The 15,656-nt window shown below is 71.9% G+C and carries 14 protein-coding genes; 5 read left to right on the top strand and 9 right to left on the bottom strand.

The window, feature by feature from the left end; all coding sequences use genetic code 11:
* Window positions 1-27: 27 nt before the first annotated feature.
* The 4 genes from ccrA to ACZ4S3_RS31160 form a co-directional block, all read right to left on the bottom strand.
* Entirely contained in the window at window positions 28-1,365 is a 1,338-nt protein-coding gene (ccrA, locus tag ACZ4S3_RS31175) for a crotonyl-CoA carboxylase/reductase (RefSeq protein ID WP_467940144.1), read from the bottom strand.
* Between the two features lie 398 nt (window positions 1,366-1,763).
* A complete protein-coding gene (locus ACZ4S3_RS31170; RefSeq protein WP_467940142.1) occupies window positions 1,764-2,087 on the bottom strand; it encodes a hypothetical protein in 324 nt (107 codons plus the stop codon).
* Between the two features lie 110 nt (window positions 2,088-2,197).
* The gene (locus ACZ4S3_RS31165) at window positions 2,198-3,001 is read right to left on the bottom strand and encodes a TetR family transcriptional regulator (RefSeq protein WP_467940140.1); all 804 of its coding nucleotides are present in this window, start codon (window positions 2,999-3,001) and stop codon (window positions 2,198-2,200) included.
* Between the two features lie 142 nt (window positions 3,002-3,143).
* A complete protein-coding gene (locus ACZ4S3_RS31160) occupies window positions 3,144-4,964 on the bottom strand; it encodes a 3-hydroxyacyl-CoA dehydrogenase family protein (RefSeq protein WP_467940138.1) in 1,821 nt (606 codons plus the stop codon).
* Window positions 4,965-5,371: 407 nt separating this feature from the next.
* On the opposite strand from ACZ4S3_RS31160, the gene ACZ4S3_RS31155 reads away from it, so the two are divergent.
* Genes ACZ4S3_RS31155 through ACZ4S3_RS31145 form a run of 3 tightly spaced genes read left to right on the top strand, consistent with a single transcriptional unit; the run spans window position 5,372 to window position 7,284 of the window.
* Complete coding sequence (locus ACZ4S3_RS31155; RefSeq protein WP_467940136.1) at window positions 5,372-6,019, top strand: HEAT repeat domain-containing protein; 648 nt, start codon at window positions 5,372-5,374, stop codon at window positions 6,017-6,019.
* Between the two features lie 35 nt (window positions 6,020-6,054).
* Window positions 6,055-6,837, top strand: a complete 783-nt coding sequence (locus tag ACZ4S3_RS31150) for an SDR family NAD(P)-dependent oxidoreductase (RefSeq protein ID WP_467940134.1) — start codon at window positions 6,055-6,057, stop codon at window positions 6,835-6,837.
* A gap of 60 nt (window positions 6,838-6,897) precedes the next feature.
* Complete coding sequence (locus tag ACZ4S3_RS31145) at window positions 6,898-7,284, top strand: MerR family transcriptional regulator (protein ID WP_467940132.1); 387 nt, start codon at window positions 6,898-6,900, stop codon at window positions 7,282-7,284.
* Here the strand turns inward: ACZ4S3_RS31145 and ACZ4S3_RS31140 are convergent.
* A complete protein-coding gene (locus ACZ4S3_RS31140) occupies window positions 7,248-8,279 on the bottom strand; it encodes an Rv2578c family radical SAM protein (RefSeq protein ID WP_467940130.1) in 1,032 nt (343 codons plus the stop codon). The genes ACZ4S3_RS31145 and ACZ4S3_RS31140 overlap by 37 nt on opposite strands.
* A 157-nt stretch (window positions 8,280-8,436) precedes the next feature.
* Between ACZ4S3_RS31140 and ACZ4S3_RS31135 the strand changes: the two genes are divergently transcribed.
* Both ACZ4S3_RS31135 and ACZ4S3_RS31130 read left to right on the top strand, forming a co-directional pair.
* Entirely contained in the window at window positions 8,437-8,880 is a 444-nt protein-coding gene (locus tag ACZ4S3_RS31135) for an SRPBCC family protein (RefSeq protein WP_467940128.1), read from the top strand.
* 217 nt (window positions 8,881-9,097) lie between these two features.
* Window positions 9,098-11,566: an MFS transporter gene (locus ACZ4S3_RS31130; RefSeq protein ID WP_467940126.1), complete on the top strand. Its 2,469-nt coding sequence runs from the start codon at window positions 9,098-9,100 to the stop codon at window positions 11,564-11,566.
* Between the two features lie 39 nt (window positions 11,567-11,605).
* Here ACZ4S3_RS31130 and ACZ4S3_RS31125 read toward each other — a convergent pair whose 3' ends face one another.
* The 4 genes from ACZ4S3_RS31125 to ACZ4S3_RS31110 all read right to left on the bottom strand — a co-directional run bounded on the left by ACZ4S3_RS31125 (window position 11,606) and on the right by ACZ4S3_RS31110 (window position 15,638).
* On the bottom strand, window positions 11,606-12,496 hold the full coding sequence (locus tag ACZ4S3_RS31125) for a class I SAM-dependent methyltransferase (RefSeq protein ID WP_467940124.1): 891 nt from the start codon (window positions 12,494-12,496) through the stop codon (window positions 11,606-11,608).
* An 84-nt stretch (window positions 12,497-12,580) separates the two neighbouring features.
* On the bottom strand, window positions 12,581-13,879 hold the full coding sequence (locus ACZ4S3_RS31120) for a DUF6895 family protein (protein WP_467940122.1): 1,299 nt from the start codon (window positions 13,877-13,879) through the stop codon (window positions 12,581-12,583).
* A complete protein-coding gene (locus ACZ4S3_RS31115; protein WP_467940120.1) occupies window positions 13,876-14,679 on the bottom strand; it encodes an ABC transporter permease in 804 nt (267 codons plus the stop codon). The genes ACZ4S3_RS31120 and ACZ4S3_RS31115 overlap by 4 nt, the downstream gene beginning before the upstream one ends.
* The gene (locus tag ACZ4S3_RS31110) at window positions 14,676-15,638 is read right to left on the bottom strand and encodes an ABC transporter ATP-binding protein (RefSeq protein WP_467940118.1); all 963 of its coding nucleotides are present in this window, start codon (window positions 15,636-15,638) and stop codon (window positions 14,676-14,678) included. Before ACZ4S3_RS31110 ends, ACZ4S3_RS31115 begins: the two co-directional genes overlap by 4 nt.
* Between the last annotated feature and the right edge of the window lie 18 nt (window positions 15,639-15,656).

Here is a 15,656-nt window from a genome sequence, read left to right as displayed (position 1 = left end):
TCTTCGTCGTTCAGCCGCTTGGCTGCGTCAGACGTTGCGGAAGCGGTTGATGGCGTCGAGGTGCTTCGCGCGCATTTCCTCGTCGCGCACTCCCATGCCCTCCTCGGGCGCCAGCGCCAGCACGCCGACCTTGCCCTGGTGCAGATTGCGGTGCACGTCGTACGCCGCTTGCCCGGTCTCCTCAAGGGTGTACGTCTTCGACAGCGTCGGGTGGATCTTCCCCTTGGCTATCAGGCGGTTGGCCTCCCACGCCTCGCGGTAGTTCGCGAAGTGCGAGCCCACGATCCGCTTGAGCGACATCCACAGGTAGCGGTTGTCGTACTCGTGGTTGTAACCGGAGGTCGAGGCGCAGGTGACGATGGTGCCGCCCTTGCGCGTCACGTAGACGGAGGCGCCGAACGTCTCGCGGCCCGGGTGCTCGAAGACGATGTCGACGTCCTCGCCGCCCGTCAGCTCGCGGATCCGCTTCCCGAAGCGCTTCCACTCCCTGGGGTCCTGGTTGTGCTCGTCCTTCCAGAACTTGTAGTCCTCGGCGTTGCGGTCGATGATCGCCTCGGCGCCCATCTTCCGGCAGATCTCCGCCTTCTTGTCGCTGGAGACCACGCAGATCGGGTTGGCGCCGCCGGCCAGTGCGAACTGGGTCGCGTACGAGCCGAGCCCGCCGCTCGCGCCCCAGATCAGGACGTTGTCGCCCTGCTTCATCCCCGCGCCGTTCTGCGAGACCAGCTGGCGGTACGCGGTCGAGTTGACCAGACCGGGCGCCGCCGCCTCCTCCCAGCTCAGGTGCTTCGGCTTGGGCATCAGCTGGTTGGACTTGACCAAGGCGATCTCGGCGAGGCCGCCGAAGTTGGTCTCGAAGCCCCAGATGCGCTGCTCGGGGTCGAGCATGGTGTCGTTGTGGCCGTCGGAGGACTCCAGCTCGACGGACAGACAGTGCGCGACGACCTCGTCGCCGGGGCCCCAGGCGTTGACGCCGGGCCCGGTCCGCAGGACGACGCCGGCCAGGTCGGAGCCGATGACGTGGTACGGGAGGTCGTGCCGCTTGGTGAGCGGCGAGAGGCGGCCGTAGCGCTCCAGGAAACCGAACGTCGACACGGGCTCGAAGATCGAGGTCCAGACGCTGTTGTAGTTCACGGAGGAGGCCATCACGGCCACCAGGGCCTCGCCGGGCCCCAGCTCGGGCACCGGCACGTCCTCGACGTGCAGCGACTTGCGGGGGTCCTTCTCCTTGCTGGGGACGCCGGCGAACATCTCGGCCTCGTCCTTGTGCACGGTCACCGCGCGGTAGGACTCGGGGAGGGTCAGCGCGGCGAAGTCGTCGCGGGTGGTGTCGGGCGCGAGGATCGCGTCCAGGATTTCATTCACGGATTGCCTCCGGCGGAAGGGGTCTCCCCTGCTCGAACGGAGTTGAGAGCTTGGGGAAGCGCTTGAAGAACGGCTTGAGGGAACGTCGGGGGTGGTGCGGGTGGTGCCGTCGGTTCGGCCGGGGTGGCGCCGTGTCCTCGTCCGCCGCGGTGTTGCGGAGGCCTCGGTCGCGATGCCTGGCAGCGCTGGTGAGCGCGGTGTGATGCCTGTGACGCAGGCGTCCGGGCGGGCAGCCGCGAAGGGTTGCTGGGACAGCCGGTGCACGAGGTGTGCCGTGCGCCGGTCGACCGGACACTCTCAACGTATGACACCGCGTGCCATCTGACAAGACACTGAGTGCCATGAATTTCTCGGTTGAGTGGCACGGGGTTCAGATGAGCGGGATGAGCGATGATCGTTCAAATGGAGCGGTGGGCCGAGGCCGGTACCGGACGAGGGGTGGCGGCCCCGGCGTCGGTGCGGATACCCGTGTGCGGCCCGAGCGGCAGCATCATCCGGGCGTCTTCGGGCGCCGGCGCGCCCAGGGAGGATTCGAATGTCACGCCCATCCCCAACTCCGTTGTGCGGTCAGCGCGTTGGCGCAGGGCCGCCAGGGTGGGCAGCGGGCCGCCGCCGTCCTCCTCGATCCGGGCGGCGGCCAGGGCGAGTGCCAGGGGTAAGTGCCCGCAGAGAGCGGCGAGTTCATCGAGGAGCGGCTCGGCGTCCGGGAGGTCCGGCGCCACTTTCGCGCCGAGCACCCGCCGCGACTCGGTCTTTCCCTGTGCCGCCCTGGCTGCAGAGGGCCAAGGCGGCGGCCGTACCACCGGATGCGGGCCGCCGCCGTGGGCGCCCGCTACCGCTTCTTCAGCGCCCGTTCGATCGTCCGCATGACCTCATCCAGCGGCGCATCCGTGCGGGCCACCGCCACCAGCACCTCACCCTGCCGCGAAACCGTCGCGGGCGCCGCGGCCTCCCCGGTGGCGGTGCGGCCCGCGCCGATGCCCGTGCCGAAGGTCTCGCGGACGATCCCGAAAGCGTGGTCCAGCTGGGCCTCGACATCGCCCTCCGCGCCCGCGCGCAGCCAGCGGCGCAGGACGTGGTTGTGTGCGGTGACCACGGCCGATGCGGCGACCTCGGCGAGCAGGGGGTCGTCGTCGCCCTCGTGGTGGGCACCCTCGTCGAAGTGGCCGAGGAGGTAGCGGGTGAAGAGCCGTTCGTAGCGGGCGACCGAGGCGATCTCGGCCTCGCGGAGGGTGGGGACTTCGCGGGTGAGGCGGTAGCGGGCGACGGAGACGGCCGGGGAGGCCGCGTACATCCGCATGACTTCCTTGATGCCGCGGCAGACCGTGTCGAGGGGGTTCTCGTGCGGCGGGGCGGCGTCCAGGACCGCCTCGGCGCGGACGAGGGTGTCGTCGTGATCCGGGAAGATCGCCTCTTCCTTGGAGCGGAAGTGGCGGAAGAACGTGCGGCGGGCGACGCCGGCGGCGGCCGCGATCTCGTCGACCGTGGTCGCTTCATAGCCCTTGGTCGCGAACAGCTCCATTGCCGCCGCCGACAGTTCGCGGCGCATTTTGAGCCGTTGAGCGGCCGCGCGGCGGGTGCCTGGAGTGCTGGTGTCGGATGCGTCGGAGGTCGGCGTACGAGCGGGCTGGGACATGTGGGGACGGTACTGCATATTTACTCGGCCCGCGGCATCAGGTACCGGCCGCGCCCCCGTGACCTGGGACGGACCGCCGGCCGAAGGCTCCAGCAGTCCGCCCCACGTTCCCCCGGCGCGTGGCCGGGAGTGCCCCCGCCCGTCAGCGCTTGGCGTACTCACGGAAGCCGCGGCCGGTCTTGCGGCCGAGGCAGCCCGCCGCGACGAGATGCTCCAGCAGCGGCGCCGGAGCGAGCCCCGGGTCGCGGAACTCCGCGTGCAGCACCTTCTCGATGGCCAGGGAGACGTCCAGGCCGACGACGTCGAGGAGTTCGAACGGGCCCATCGGGTAGCCGCCGCCCAGCTTCATGGCGGCGTCGATGTCGTCCAGGGAGGCGTAGTGCTCCTGGACCATCTTGATCGCGTTGTTCAGGTACGGGAAGAGCAGCGCGTTGACGATGAAACCGGCGCGGTCGCCGCAGTCCACCGGGTGCTTGCGGACCTTGGTGCACACCGAACGGACCGTGGCGTGCACGTCGTCGGCCGTGAGGACCGTACGGACGATCTCGACCAGCTTCATGGCCGGGGCCGGGTTGAAGAAGTGCATGCCGATGACGTCCTGCGGGCGCGAGGTGGCGCGGGCGCAGGCGACGACCGGCAGCGAGGAGGTGGTCGTCGCGAGCACCGCACCCGGCTTGCAGACCTTGTCCAGGGTCGCGAACAGCTGCTGCTTGACCTCGAGGTCCTCGGCCACGGCCTCGACCGCGAGGTCGACGTCCGCGAAGGCGTCGAGCGAACCGGCCGGGGTGATCGCGGCCAGCGCGGCATCGCGGGCCTCGGCGGTCAGCCGGCCCTTGTCCACCGACCGGCCAAGAGACTTGGCGATCCGGGCCTTCGCCGTCTCCGCCTTCGCCAGGCTGCGGGCGGCCAGCACCACATCGAAGCCCGCCTTGGCGAAGACCTCGGCGATGCCGCTCGCCATCGTTCCGGAACCGGCGACGCCGACGCTGGAGACCGTACGGCCGGCAGCCGACGCATCGGCGGCGGCCGGGCTCTCGGCGTCCGGGACGGCCGTGGCACTGCCGGGCGCCTCGTAGGTGTAGAAGCCGCGGCCCGCCTTGCGGCCGGTCAGCCCCGCCTCGGCCAGCTGGCCCAGGATCGGCGCGGGGGCGTGCAGCCGGTCGTGGGATTCGGCGTACATCGCCTCAAGGACCGTACGGGCGGTGTCCACGCCGATCAGGTCGAGCAGGGCGAGCGGGCCCATCGGCAGGCCGCAGCCGAGCCGCATGGCGGCGTCGATGTCCTCGCGGGTCGCGTACTTGGACTCGTACATCGCGGCGGCCTGGTTGAGGTAGCCGAAGAGCAGGCCGTCGGCGACGAATCCGGGGCGGTCGCCCACCGCGATGGGGTCCTTGCCCAGGTCGCGGGCGAGAGCGGTGACGGCCGCGACCGCGGTCGGGGCGGTGAGCACCGAGGAGACCACCTCGACCAGCTTCATGGCCGGTGCGGGGTTGAAGAAGTGCACGCCGAGCACCCGCTCGGGGCGCTGGGAGTCGGCGGCCAGCCGGGTCACCGAGAGGGCGTTGGTGCCGGTGGCCAGGATGGTGTCCGGGCGGACGATGGCGTCGAGCGCGCCGAAGACCTGCCGCTTGAGCTCGTAGTCCTCGGGCACCACCTCGATGACGAGGTCGGCGTCCGCGGCGGCCTGCAGATCGGTGAAGGTACGGAAACGGGACAGAATGTCCTGCCGCTCCCGCTCGGTGATCCGCTCGCGCTGCACACCGCGGGCGGTGGCGGCCTCGAGGGTGGCGACGGCGTGCCGGGCCGCGGCCTCGTCGGTGTCGATGCCGATGACCTCGCGGCCGGCCCGGGTGAGGACCTCGGCGATGCCGGTGCCCATGGTGCCGAGGCCGACGACGGCCACGGTGGAGAGGGACAGCGGAGAAACGTCGGGTGAGAGATCTGGGGTGGACTGAGGGCCCATCGCGAGACTCCAGAGGGTGTTCCCCTGAGGGCAGGGGAGAAGTGACGACTGAGGGGTATCCGCGCGGTCGCGGCCGTACGCAGCGCGCAGCGGCTTGGGGATACGGCGGGTGAGCCGCGGAAAGCCGCAGCACTGCGGGCAGTGCCGGCGGAGCGGGAGCCGTGGCGGGCCCTGTCCCGGGGCCGTGCCGTGTGCTTCCCGAAATGTCGTGCTGTGCGGTGCCGAACCGACTTCGAACCGACTTCACTTGCTGGCGGCTGCGTCACCGGCCGCCCGAGCAGGGGTGCTGCTCGTTCCAGCAGGTTAACCGGTGGGTAACCGGAGCGCCAGGGGTAGTGCGGGTCATTAGGCTGTGGCGCAGGCCACGTCGGCGGAACCGGGGCGGCCCGGCGGGAGGGGTGCAACAAATGGAAGAGGAATTCCACGAGTTGACGGACCGGGTGCGGGCCGAGCTCCGCTCCCCACAGGATCTGGTCGCCTACGAGCGGCTGCTGGGCCTTGCCCGGAAGAACACCCAGGCCGGACGCGAGGAACTGGCCCGGATACTCGTCGCCGTCGAACGCCCCCTGTGGGCCCGGGAGATCGCGGCCTTCATCCTCGGCTGCGCCGGCGACAAGCGCGCCTTCGAGACCCTGGTGCTGCTGCTGAACTACCGCGAACCCGTCCGCTGCGCCACCGCCGCGCACGCCCTGGGCCGCCTGGGCGACCCGCGCACCGCCCGCGCCGCGGCCGCCCTCGCCACCAACCCGCTGCGCACCGCCTACGCCCTGCACCCCGTACGGCTCCTCGCCGAACTCCGCGCCCCGCAGTCCGTACCGGCCCTGATCTCGACCCTGGAGCGGCTGCTCACCCCGCACAACCCCTACTGGCGGGTGGCCCTCGCCTGCGTCGAGGGCCTGGGCGCCCTGGGCGACCGCCGCGCGGTCCCCACCCTCACCGCCGCCCTCCCGCATCCCCGCCTGGCGGCCGCCGCGGCGGCGTCGCTGGCGCGGCTGGGGGTGCATGAGGAGGCGCCCGGGAGCGATGGCGCCGGCCGTCGGGAAGGCGGGGCTTGACCCTGACCCTGGGGGCAGGGTTCGAGACTCCCGGCATGGAACACGCAACGCGCAAGATGCAGGACCCCGCGCCCGCCCGGGTCGTGATCGTCACCGGTGCCGGTACGGGCATCGGCCGGGCCACCGCCCGCGCCTTCGCGGCCGAAGGCGCGCGGGTGGTGGCGGTCGGGCGGCGCAGCGCTCCCCTGGAGGAGACGGCACAGGAGTGCCCCGACGGCGGCGCGATCATGCCGTACGCCGCCGATATCACCGAGGACGGTGCGCCCGAGGAGATCGTGCGCTACGCGGCCGAGACCTACGGCCGGGTGGATGTGCTGGTCAACAACGCCGCAACGGTGGGCGAGGGCGCGCTCGGCAGGTACACCAAGGAACTGATGGCACCGCAGCTCGCGACCAACCTTGTCGCACCGGTGCTGCTGACCCAGGCGGCGGTGCCGCATCTGGAGCGGACCGGTGGGGTGGTGGTGAACCTCAGCACCTCGGTCGGGCAGCGGGGCTGGCCGGGCAACTCGGTGTATGCCGCGACCAAGACGGCGCTCGAACTGCTCACCCGCAGCTGGGCGGTGGAGCTCGCGCCGCGCGGCGTACGGGTCGTCGCCGTCGCACCCGGCGCGATCGAGACCCCGATCGCACTGCACCAGGGCTGGTCCCCGGAGCGGCGCGAGGCCGTCCGTCAGTGGCAGATCGAGCACACCCCGATGGGGCGGGTCGGGCGGCCCGAGGAGGTGGCCTGGGCGATCACCGGCCTGGCCGCCCCGTCCGCATCGTTCGTGACCGGGGTCGTGCTGCCCGTCGACGGGGGCGCGGTGGTCGGCTGACCGGTGCCGGGTGCCGGGTGCCCGGCTGCCGCCTGGTAGAACGGCCGCGGAGGTGGTCCGGTGCGGATCGGGGAACTAACACGGCTGACGGGGGCGTCGCCGCGGGCGCTGCGCAACTATGAGCGCGAGGGCCTGATCGGCTCGGAGCGGGCGGCCAACGGCTATCGCGACTACGACGAGCGGGCGGCCGTCCGGGTCCGCAACATCCGGCATCTCCTCGACGCCGGCCTCACGCTCGCGGACGTACGGTGCTTCGCGCACTGCCTGGACGGCGATATGTCCACCGCGCCGCCCTCACCCGAGGGTCTGCGGATCGCCCGCGAGCGGCTCGCCGTCATCGATGCGCGGATCGCCGCCCAGGCGGCGGCCCGCGACCGTCTGGCGCGCGCCCTGGCGGCCGTGCCCGAGGCTCACAACAGCGTCAACTGCGTGGGCGCGGACGGCTGATCGGCCGGGCCTGCGGGCGCTGCGGCGGGCGTGGACGGGACGTTGCGGTGCTCGCCGGGGCGGTACGGGCCGATGCCGAACTCCCGGGCGAGTTCGTGGACCTGGCGGGTGATGCGGCGCTGATACCAGGTCGGAGCGTACGAGCCTCCTGCGTACATCCGCTCGTAGCGGTGAACCAGATGCGGGTGGTGGTGGCCCAGCCACGCCATGAACCACTCGCGGGCGCCGGGCCGCAGATGCAGCACGAGCGGGGTGACCGACCCGGCGCCGGCCTCCGCGACGGCCCGGACCGTGGCCCGTAGCTGGTCCGGGGCGTCGCCCAGGAAGGGGATCACCGGCGCCATCAGGACGCCGCACGCGATGCCGTGCGCGGTGAGCGTGCGCACCACGTCGAGGCGGCGTTCGGGCGCGGGCGTGCCCGGCTCGACCGTGCGCCACAGCTCGCTGTCCAGAAACCCGACGGAGACGGAGATGCCGACGTCGGTGACCTCGGCCGCCTGTTGCAGCAGTTCCAGGTCACGCAGGATCAGCGTGCCCTTGGTGAGGATGGAGAACGGGTTGGCGTGGTCGCGCAGCGCCGCGATGATGCCGGGCATGAGGCCGTAGCGTCCCTCTGCCCGCTGATAGCAGTCGACGTTCGTCCCCATGGCTATGTGCTCCCCGCGCCGGCGCCGGGCGGTCAGCTCGCGGCGCAGCAGCTCGGGGGCGTTGACCTTCACCACGATCTGGGAGTCGAAGCCGAGCCCGGTGTCCAGGTCGAGATAGCTGTGCGTTTTGCGCGCGAAGCAGTAGACGCAGGCATGGCTGCAGCCGCGGTACGGGTTCACGGTCCATTCGAACGGCATCCGGGAGGCGCCCGGGACGCGGTTCACGATCGAGCGGGCGCGTACCTCATGGAAGGTGATGCCACGGAATTCGGGGGTGTCGATCGTCCGGCTGACGACGTCCGTACCGAACAGCGCGGCAGGGCTTTCACCCAGATTGTCCCAGCGCATCGGGCCTCCTTCAGGGTCCTGTCGAGCCCCCGTTCTCGATAATAGAACATATGTTCCCTTGTTGGTTGTCACCCCGGATTTTGGGCGTGCCGCCCAGTGGTGGTTGGCTTGGCGGCGCACCGCAGGATGTGCAGCCGACTACTGGAGGAAGACACACATGGGTCAGGTCGAGGCCACCACGCAGCGCGAGATCGCGGCGGACCCGGAGGACGTGTTCGACGCGCTCGCCGACTACAGCGGCACGCGCCAGAAGCTGCTGCCCGAGCACTTCAGCGAGTACGAGGTCCGCGAGGGCGGCGACGGCAAGGGCACCCTCGTCCACTGGAAGCTCCAGGCCACCAGCAAGCGGGTGCGTGACTGCCTGCTGGAGGTCGACGAGCCCACCGACGGCCAGCTCGTCGAGAAGGACCGCAACTCCTCCATGGTGACCACCTGGGTCGTCACTCCGGCGGGCGAGGGTCGCGCCAATGTCGTCGTCACCACGACCTGGCAGGGCGCGGGCGGTATCGGCGGCTTCTTCGAGCGGACCTTCGCCCCCAAGGGTCTCGGCCGGATCTACGACGCGATCCTCGCCAACCTCGCCAAGGAGACCGAGAAGTAGCGCGGTCACCGGTTCGGGTGGTTTCCGTGGCGCCACGGTGTCCGGCCCTTTGGGTCGGCGCCGTACGGAAACCCCTGATGGGAGCCCAATAGGCGCCCCGGGCAACGTACTTGACGCCCTCTCCCGCCCCGCACGCCCCCTTTCGTCGTACTTGTTCGCCGTTGTCGCCTGATGCGAGAAATGGGCGGTGGTGCAGGTGTGACGAGGGAGGCAGTACGTGGGCGGGACCACCCTGACGGACCGGGGCGAACGGACCGAGGCGCCGGCAACTCCTGTTGCCGGCCCGGATTTTGCCGGTCCGGATGACGTCGAAACGGTCCCCCTCGGGCCCGGCCGGGTACGGATGATCTTCGTCGGGCTGCTGCTGACGCTGCTGCTCGCGGCCCTCGACCAGACCATCGTCGCCACCGCGCTCCCGAAGATCGTCGGCGAGCTGCACGGCCTGCCCAAGATGTCCTGGGCGGTCACCGCCTACTTGCTCGCCTCCACCATCGGCCTGCCCGTCTACGGCAAGCTCGGCGACCTCTTCGGCCGCAAGCCCGTCTTCCTCTTCGCGATCCTGGTCTTCGTCGCCGGCTCGGCGCTGTCCGGCTGGTCGCGTTCCATGGACGAACTGATCGCGTTCCGGGCCGTCCAGGGCGTCGGCGGCGGCGGCCTCATGATCGGCGTCCAGGCGATCATCGCCGATGTCGTGCCGCCGCGGGCCCGCGGCCGCTACATGGGCCTGATCGGCGCGGCCTTCGGACTCGCCTCCGTGGCCGGGCCGTTGCTCGGCGGCTTCTTCACCGATCACGCCTCCTGGCGCTGGTGCTTCTACATCAACGTCCCCTTCGGCGTGCTGACGTTCCTCGTCATCGCCCTTGTCCTCAGGCTCCCCAGGCCCCGGGGCCGCGCCAAGCTGGACATCGCGGGCGCGCTGCTCCTCGCCGCCTTCTCCACCTGCCTCGTTCTGCTGACCAGTTGGGGCGGCACCGAGTACGCCTGGGACTCGCGGGTCATCATCGGGCTCGGCGCCGGGGCGCTCGGCACCGCGCTGCTGTTCCTCGCCGTCGAGCACTTCGCCGCCGAACCGCTGATGCCGCTCCGGCTGTTCCGCGACTCCATCTTCAACATCACCGGGCTCGTCGGCGCGGTCGTCGGCATCGCGCTCTTCGGCGCCGCAAGCTATCTGCCGACCTTTCTGCAGATGGTCGACGGCGCGACGGCCACCGAGTCCGGGCTGCTGATGCTGCCCCTGATGGGCGGCATCGTCCTCGCCTCTCTCGTCTCCGGCCGGCTCATCAGCCGTACCGGCCACTACAAGATCTTCCCGATCCTCGGTTGCGCGGCGGCCGCGGAGGGAATGTGGCTGCTGTCCCGGATGGAACGCGACACCCCGCGCGGCGTCTACAGCCTCTGGATGGGCATCCTCGGCCTCGGCATCGGCTTCGTCATGCCGGTGCTGGTGCTCGCCGTGCAGAACTCCGTACGCCGCCGCGACCTCGGCACCGCGACCGGTGCCAACAACTACTTCCGGCAGATCGGCGGCAGCGTCGGCGCGGCCATCTTCGGCACCCTCTTCGCCAACCGGCTCGCCGGTCAACTCGCCCATCAACTACCGGAGTCGGCGCACCTGCCCGACCCGGATTCCCTCACGCCGCAGCTGGTGCGCGCCCTGCCCGCCGGACTGCGGGACGGCTACATCGCCGCGTACGCGAACGCCATGCCGGGGATCTTCCTCTACCTCGTGCCGGTGCTCGTCGTGGGCTTCCTGCTCGCCATCTTCCTGAAAGAGAAACCACTGGTGTCCCACGCCTCTCATGCATCGCAGGCCCCCCAGACCTCGCACGCGCCGTACGGCGATGCCGAGGACCCCTCGACCGGCGTGCCCCGGGCGCGTTCCGCCGCCAACGGCTATGGCTCCGCCGCCGGTTACCCCGCGACCTCGGCCGGCGTCCCGGTGTGCGGCACGGTCCAGCACCACGACGGCAGCATCGTGCCGCGCGCCGCGCTCACCCTCATCGACGTCGCCGGGCGGCAGATCGGGCGCGGCGCCACCGGCGAGGACGGGCGGTACGCGCTGAGCACACCCGGCGCCGGCTCGTATGTGCTGATCGCGGCCGCGGGCGGGCACCAGCCGCAGGCCGTCACCGTCACCGTCGGCGAGCGGCCGGTCGACCTGGATGTGGTGCTCGGCGGCGCCGGGCGCCTCGCGGGCACCGTCACGACGGGCGACGGCACGCCGGTACGCGACGCCATGGTCACCCTCACCGACGTACGCGGCGAGGTCGTCGCCACCACCCGCAGTGGTCGCGAAGGCGCCTATGTCATCGGGGAGTTGGTGGCCGGCGAGTACACCCTCGCCTCCAGCGCCCCGGCCTTCCGCCCCGCCGCGCTGCCGGTCACCGTCCAGGCGTCCCGCGAGACCCGCCAGGACATCGAGCTCGCCGGCGGTGCGGTGCTGCGCGGGACCGTACGGGCCGGCGGCGGCCGCCCGGTGGAGGACGCGCGGGTGACTCTCCTGGACGCGGCGGGCAATGTCGTCGACACCGCGACCACCGGACCCGACGGCCTGTTCCGCTTCGTGGATCTCTCGGCCGGCGAGTACACCGTGATCGCCGCCGGATATCCGCCGGTGGCCACCGTCCTCCAGGTGGCCGGCGGCGGCCGCACCGAACGCGACCTCCAGCTGGGCCACGAGGACTGAGCCCGCCGCCCGGCCGGATTTCCGGTGCGCGGGCGCACGTCAGCCCCCCGCTGCCCCGGACAGGTCCTGGCGGCCCTCCGTCGCCCCGAACCGCAGCCGTGTGATGAGCGGCCGGTCGCCGCGCAGCAGGGGTACGGCCGCGGCACGCGGGGCGAGGAAGCCGAGGAGGCCGCGGCCGGCGGGGAGAGGGATATCGGTGACCTCGGTGACGGCCGGATGGGCGGTGCGCAGCTGCTGTCGCTGGGCTGCGTCCATGCCCCACGGCATCGGCGGCAGGCGATGGCCGCCCGGCCCCCGTACCCCGTTGCGGGAGCGCGCGCTGAAGCGCCGTGACACGCTGTCGAACACCATCGTGCCGCCGGGGAACGCCGCCGCGCAGGCGCCGATCAGGCCCTGCGCCTGGGCGGGCTGCAGATACATCAGCAGGCCCTGGGCGGTCACCAGCACCCCGCGGGAGGTGTCGATGCCCGCCATCCAGCGGTTGTCGCGGGCATCGCAGGCAACCAGACGCTGGCGCGCGCCGTGCGGGAGGAGGCGCTTGCGCAGCGTCAGCGGATCGGTCAGATCGACGGTGATCCAGCGGACCCGGCCGTTGTCCACCCGCCAGAACTGCGTCTCCAGGCCTTCCCCGAGCGCGATCACGGTGCCGTCGGGGTGCAGGGTGAGGAAGGTGCGCACCGCGCCGTCGAAGGCCAGAGCGCGCAGCGCCATGGCCTGTGCCACCCACGGCCGGGCGGCGCCGAGCCGTTCCCGGAAGGGGAAGTCCACCTCGGCGACCAGCTGGACCGCGCGGGGGTCGGGCAGCACGGTGTCCGGCCGGGCGGCCTCGGCGGCCCGGTGATAGACGGTCCACAGGGCCGTTTCGGGGATTCCCCGGAGGTCTGCCGCGATGCGGCCTGACACCGGCTGGTGGCGCACGTCCTCGATCATGTGGTGTTGATATCGGGGGATCGGTCCCGTATGAGGGCGATCGGGGCGCCGGTCACCCGGGGGAGTGCAAAGTCGTACCGGCGGTCAGCGGGGCGGCGGGGCGGCGGGGCAGCGGGTCCGCGCAGACGAGGCGGACACGTACGCGGCCGCCGAGCGGACCACCGGGTCGTCGCCGCGCCCCAGCGCCTCGGCGGCCCGTAACACCTCCGCCAGCACGGCCAGGTCGCGTGCCTGGACGCAGAGCACCAGCAGCGGAGTGAGGTGCGCCGCCCAGGCCTCGCGCACCGAAGGCGGGGCCGCGGCCGCTTCCCGGGCCCATCGCCGGACCTCCTCGGGCGCCGCGCACGGGAGTTGGGGGCCGCCGGCCACATGCCGCCCGCCGCCCCGTTCCGCCCGTACCGCCGCGGCCAGGCCCGAGGCCAGAGTCGTGTGATAGCAGGTGCCGAAGAGATAGGCCGCGGCCTTGTCGCCGGTGAGTTGGGCCAGGACATCGGGCCGGTGTACGGGGCTGGGCACCGCGCCGTCCGGTCGCTGGGCGCGGGCCGGCGCGGTCCAGCCGTAGTGCGTCGGCGTGTCCGGGCCGGGCCCCAGCGCCGTGGCGCACAGCAGCAGTTCCGCCACCAGGTCCAGGCTCCCGCGGGCGAGATGGACGGCCAGCAGCACCCGTACGGTCTCGCGCAGCCCGGCTCGCTCGTCCGGGAGGTCCACGAGAGGGCGGCCGCCGAAGTCCGTGGCGTAGAACAGCACATGGGTGAGGGCGTAGGTCTCGCTCTCGGTGAGATGGAGGACGTCCGGGCGCAGGGCGGGCAGGCTCTCGCGGTAGAGGGTGGCTACGTCGGGCAGCGGGGCGGGAGCGGGGAAGCCGCCACGGTCGAGGAAGTAGCGCAGCTCGATCCGGCCGAGCACCGGCTTGTACGGCCGGGCATGGCCCCCGGCGCCCGCCGCCAGCAGCCCCTCGCCGAGCGACCGCAGGGCGGGCTGTGGGCGGCCGAGCAGCTCGAGCAGGGCGATGAGGTTGAGGTGATACGGGAAGAGGTCGTCGGCGCGGCGCAGGCCGCGGGAGAAGTCCGGGTCGGACGCGGCGTGTTCGGCGAGATCCAGGGCGCGCGACGGCAGCGGTGCGTCCTTGGGGAGGCGGCCCGAGCGATCCAACAGACGTACCAGACCCAGGAGTTCGAGCAGCGGGCCGGGGCGGAAGGGGCGGCGCGGCAGAAATTCCTCCCAGCGGTGCGGCGCGAACCACTCCAGATGGGCGTCGAGCCACCGCAGCGCCCCGGACAGTACGCGGTCCGCCGCCTCGTCCTCGTCCAGGGGCGCCCCGAACGGCCGGGCGTGCGCGGGTAGCGGCGCCCAGGAGGCCGCCGGGCCGTCCGTCGCGCTCACCGCCCGCTCCGTACCCGCAGCAGCACCAGCACCGCCGCCAGGATCGCGCCCAGCGCGGCCAGATCCGCCCACCACGCCAGCAGTCCGCCGCCTCCGAGCAGGGTCTGCCGGGCCAGATCGACCGCGTACGTCATCGGGTTGAGGCGCATGATCAGCGCCAGCCAGCCCGGCGCGTCCTGGGGGCTGAAGACCGAGCCGGACAGGAACAGCATCGGAAACATGGCCAGTTGGACGGTGGCCTGGAGGGTCTGGACCCGGGTGATGACCGTGGCCAGACAGAGGCCGATGACGCTGAAGACCGTGGCGGCCAGTGCGTAGCAGCCGACCGCGGCCGCGAACCGTACCGCCGTCAGATCCACTCCCATCAGCGGCGAGAAGGCCAGCATGATGACGCTCTGTACGGTCACCATGCCGGCGCCCGCCGCCACCTTCCCCAGCGGCAGACAGATCCGCGGCACCGGGGCGACCAGGAGTTCGCGCAGCACGCCGTACTCCCGGTCCCAGGCGTAGGTCTGCCCGGAGGCGACACCGATGGAGACGACCTGGATGGCGATGATGCCGGGGAAGACGTAGGCGCTGAAGGGGACCGCGCCCACGGCGGGGATCATGCCGTCGAAGCCGACGGCGTAGACCAGGACGAAGAAGACGATCTGTACGCCCTGACTGAAGAGCACGCCCGGCCGCTTGACCTGGCGGAGCAGATCGCGGTGCGCGATCACGGAGATGGCGCGGAGCGCGACGGACAGCCGTCCTTCGGTCCCGGCCGGGACGGGGGCGCTGGGGGCGCTCACTGCGGTCACGGTGTCCGCACCTCCTCCCGCGCGCTCCCGTACGGCTCGCGCGGCCCGTCCTGCCCGGCGGCGGCCAAGTAGACGTCGTTCATGGACGGATGGCGTACGGACACGGTCAGGCCCGGCACATCCAGCGCCCGCACCACCTCCGCGATCCGGGCCTCGGGCTCGGCGCAGTGCACGGTGACCCCGTCGGCCCCGAGCAGCGGCTCGAAGCCCACGGCGCGCAGCTGACGGGCGGCGGCGTCGTTGTCCGCGCAGCACACCACGATCCGGGACGAGTCCAGGCTGCTCTTGAGCCGGTCGACGCTGCCCTGCCGGACCACCCGGCCCTTCCGCAGGATGACGATGTCGTCGGCGTACTCCGCCTCGTCCATGTAGTGGGTGGAATACAGGACCGTGACGCCCAGCTCGTCGCGCAGTCGCAGCAGATCGGCCCATACGGCGCTGCGCGCGGCCGGATCCAGGCCGTTGGTGGGCTCGTCGAGGATGAGCAGACCGGGGCGGTGCAGGAGGGCGCGGGCGATCTCCACCCGCCGGGACAGCCCGCCGGACAGCTCTTCGACGGGGTCCCGGCGGCGGTCGGTGAGGCCGAACAGATCCAGCATCAGGCCGATCCGGGCGCGGGCGTCCGCGCGCTGCATGCCGAACAGCCGGGCGTGGAACCACAGATTGCGCTCGACGGACAGCTCCTTGTCGAGGGTGCGCTCCTGGAAGACCAGCCCCAGGCGCGTACGGGCGGCCATCGGCGCCTCACGGACGTCATGCCCGAAGATCCGTACGCTGCCGCCGTCCGGCCGTGCCGCGGTCGAGAGCACCCTGAGCAGGCTGGACTTCCCGGCGCCGTTGGGGCCGAGGAGCGCGGTGATCCGGCCGGGGGCCGAGCTGAGGGACACCTCCTGGACGGCGGTCAGCTTGCCGTAGCGCACGACGAGACCGGTCACCTCGAAGGCCGGCGTCGGGGACATGGCAACTCCCTTCGTTGG

The organism is Streptomyces sp. NPDC028368, assembly GCF_055565615.1.
This window is presented reverse-complemented; position numbering and strand designations above follow the sequence as displayed.

Excerpts from the sequence above, each read along its gene's own strand:
- ACZ4S3_RS31165 (WP_467940140.1), bottom strand. The coding sequence starts at position 3,001 with ATGTCCCAGCCCGCTCGTACGCCGACCTCCGACGCATCCGACACCAGC.
- ACZ4S3_RS31160 (WP_467940138.1), bottom strand. The coding sequence starts at position 4,964 with ATGGGCCCTCAGTCCACCCCAGATCTCTCACCCGACGTTTCTCCGCTG.
- ACZ4S3_RS31155 (WP_467940136.1), top strand. The coding sequence starts at position 5,372 with ATGGAAGAGGAATTCCACGAGTTGACGGACCGGGTGCGGGCCGAGCTC.
- ACZ4S3_RS31150 (WP_467940134.1), top strand. The coding sequence starts at position 6,055 with ATGGAACACGCAACGCGCAAGATGCAGGACCCCGCGCCCGCCCGGGTC.
- ACZ4S3_RS31140 (WP_467940130.1), bottom strand. The coding sequence starts at position 8,279 with ATGCGCTGGGACAATCTGGGTGAAAGCCCTGCCGCGCTGTTCGGTACG.
- ACZ4S3_RS31135 (WP_467940128.1), top strand. The coding sequence starts at position 8,437 with ATGGGTCAGGTCGAGGCCACCACGCAGCGCGAGATCGCGGCGGACCCG.
- ACZ4S3_RS31125 (WP_467940124.1), bottom strand. The coding sequence starts at position 12,496 with ATGATCGAGGACGTGCGCCACCAGCCGGTGTCAGGCCGCATCGCGGCA.
- ACZ4S3_RS31110 (WP_467940118.1), bottom strand. The coding sequence starts at position 15,638 with ATGTCCCCGACGCCGGCCTTCGAGGTGACCGGTCTCGTCGTGCGCTAC.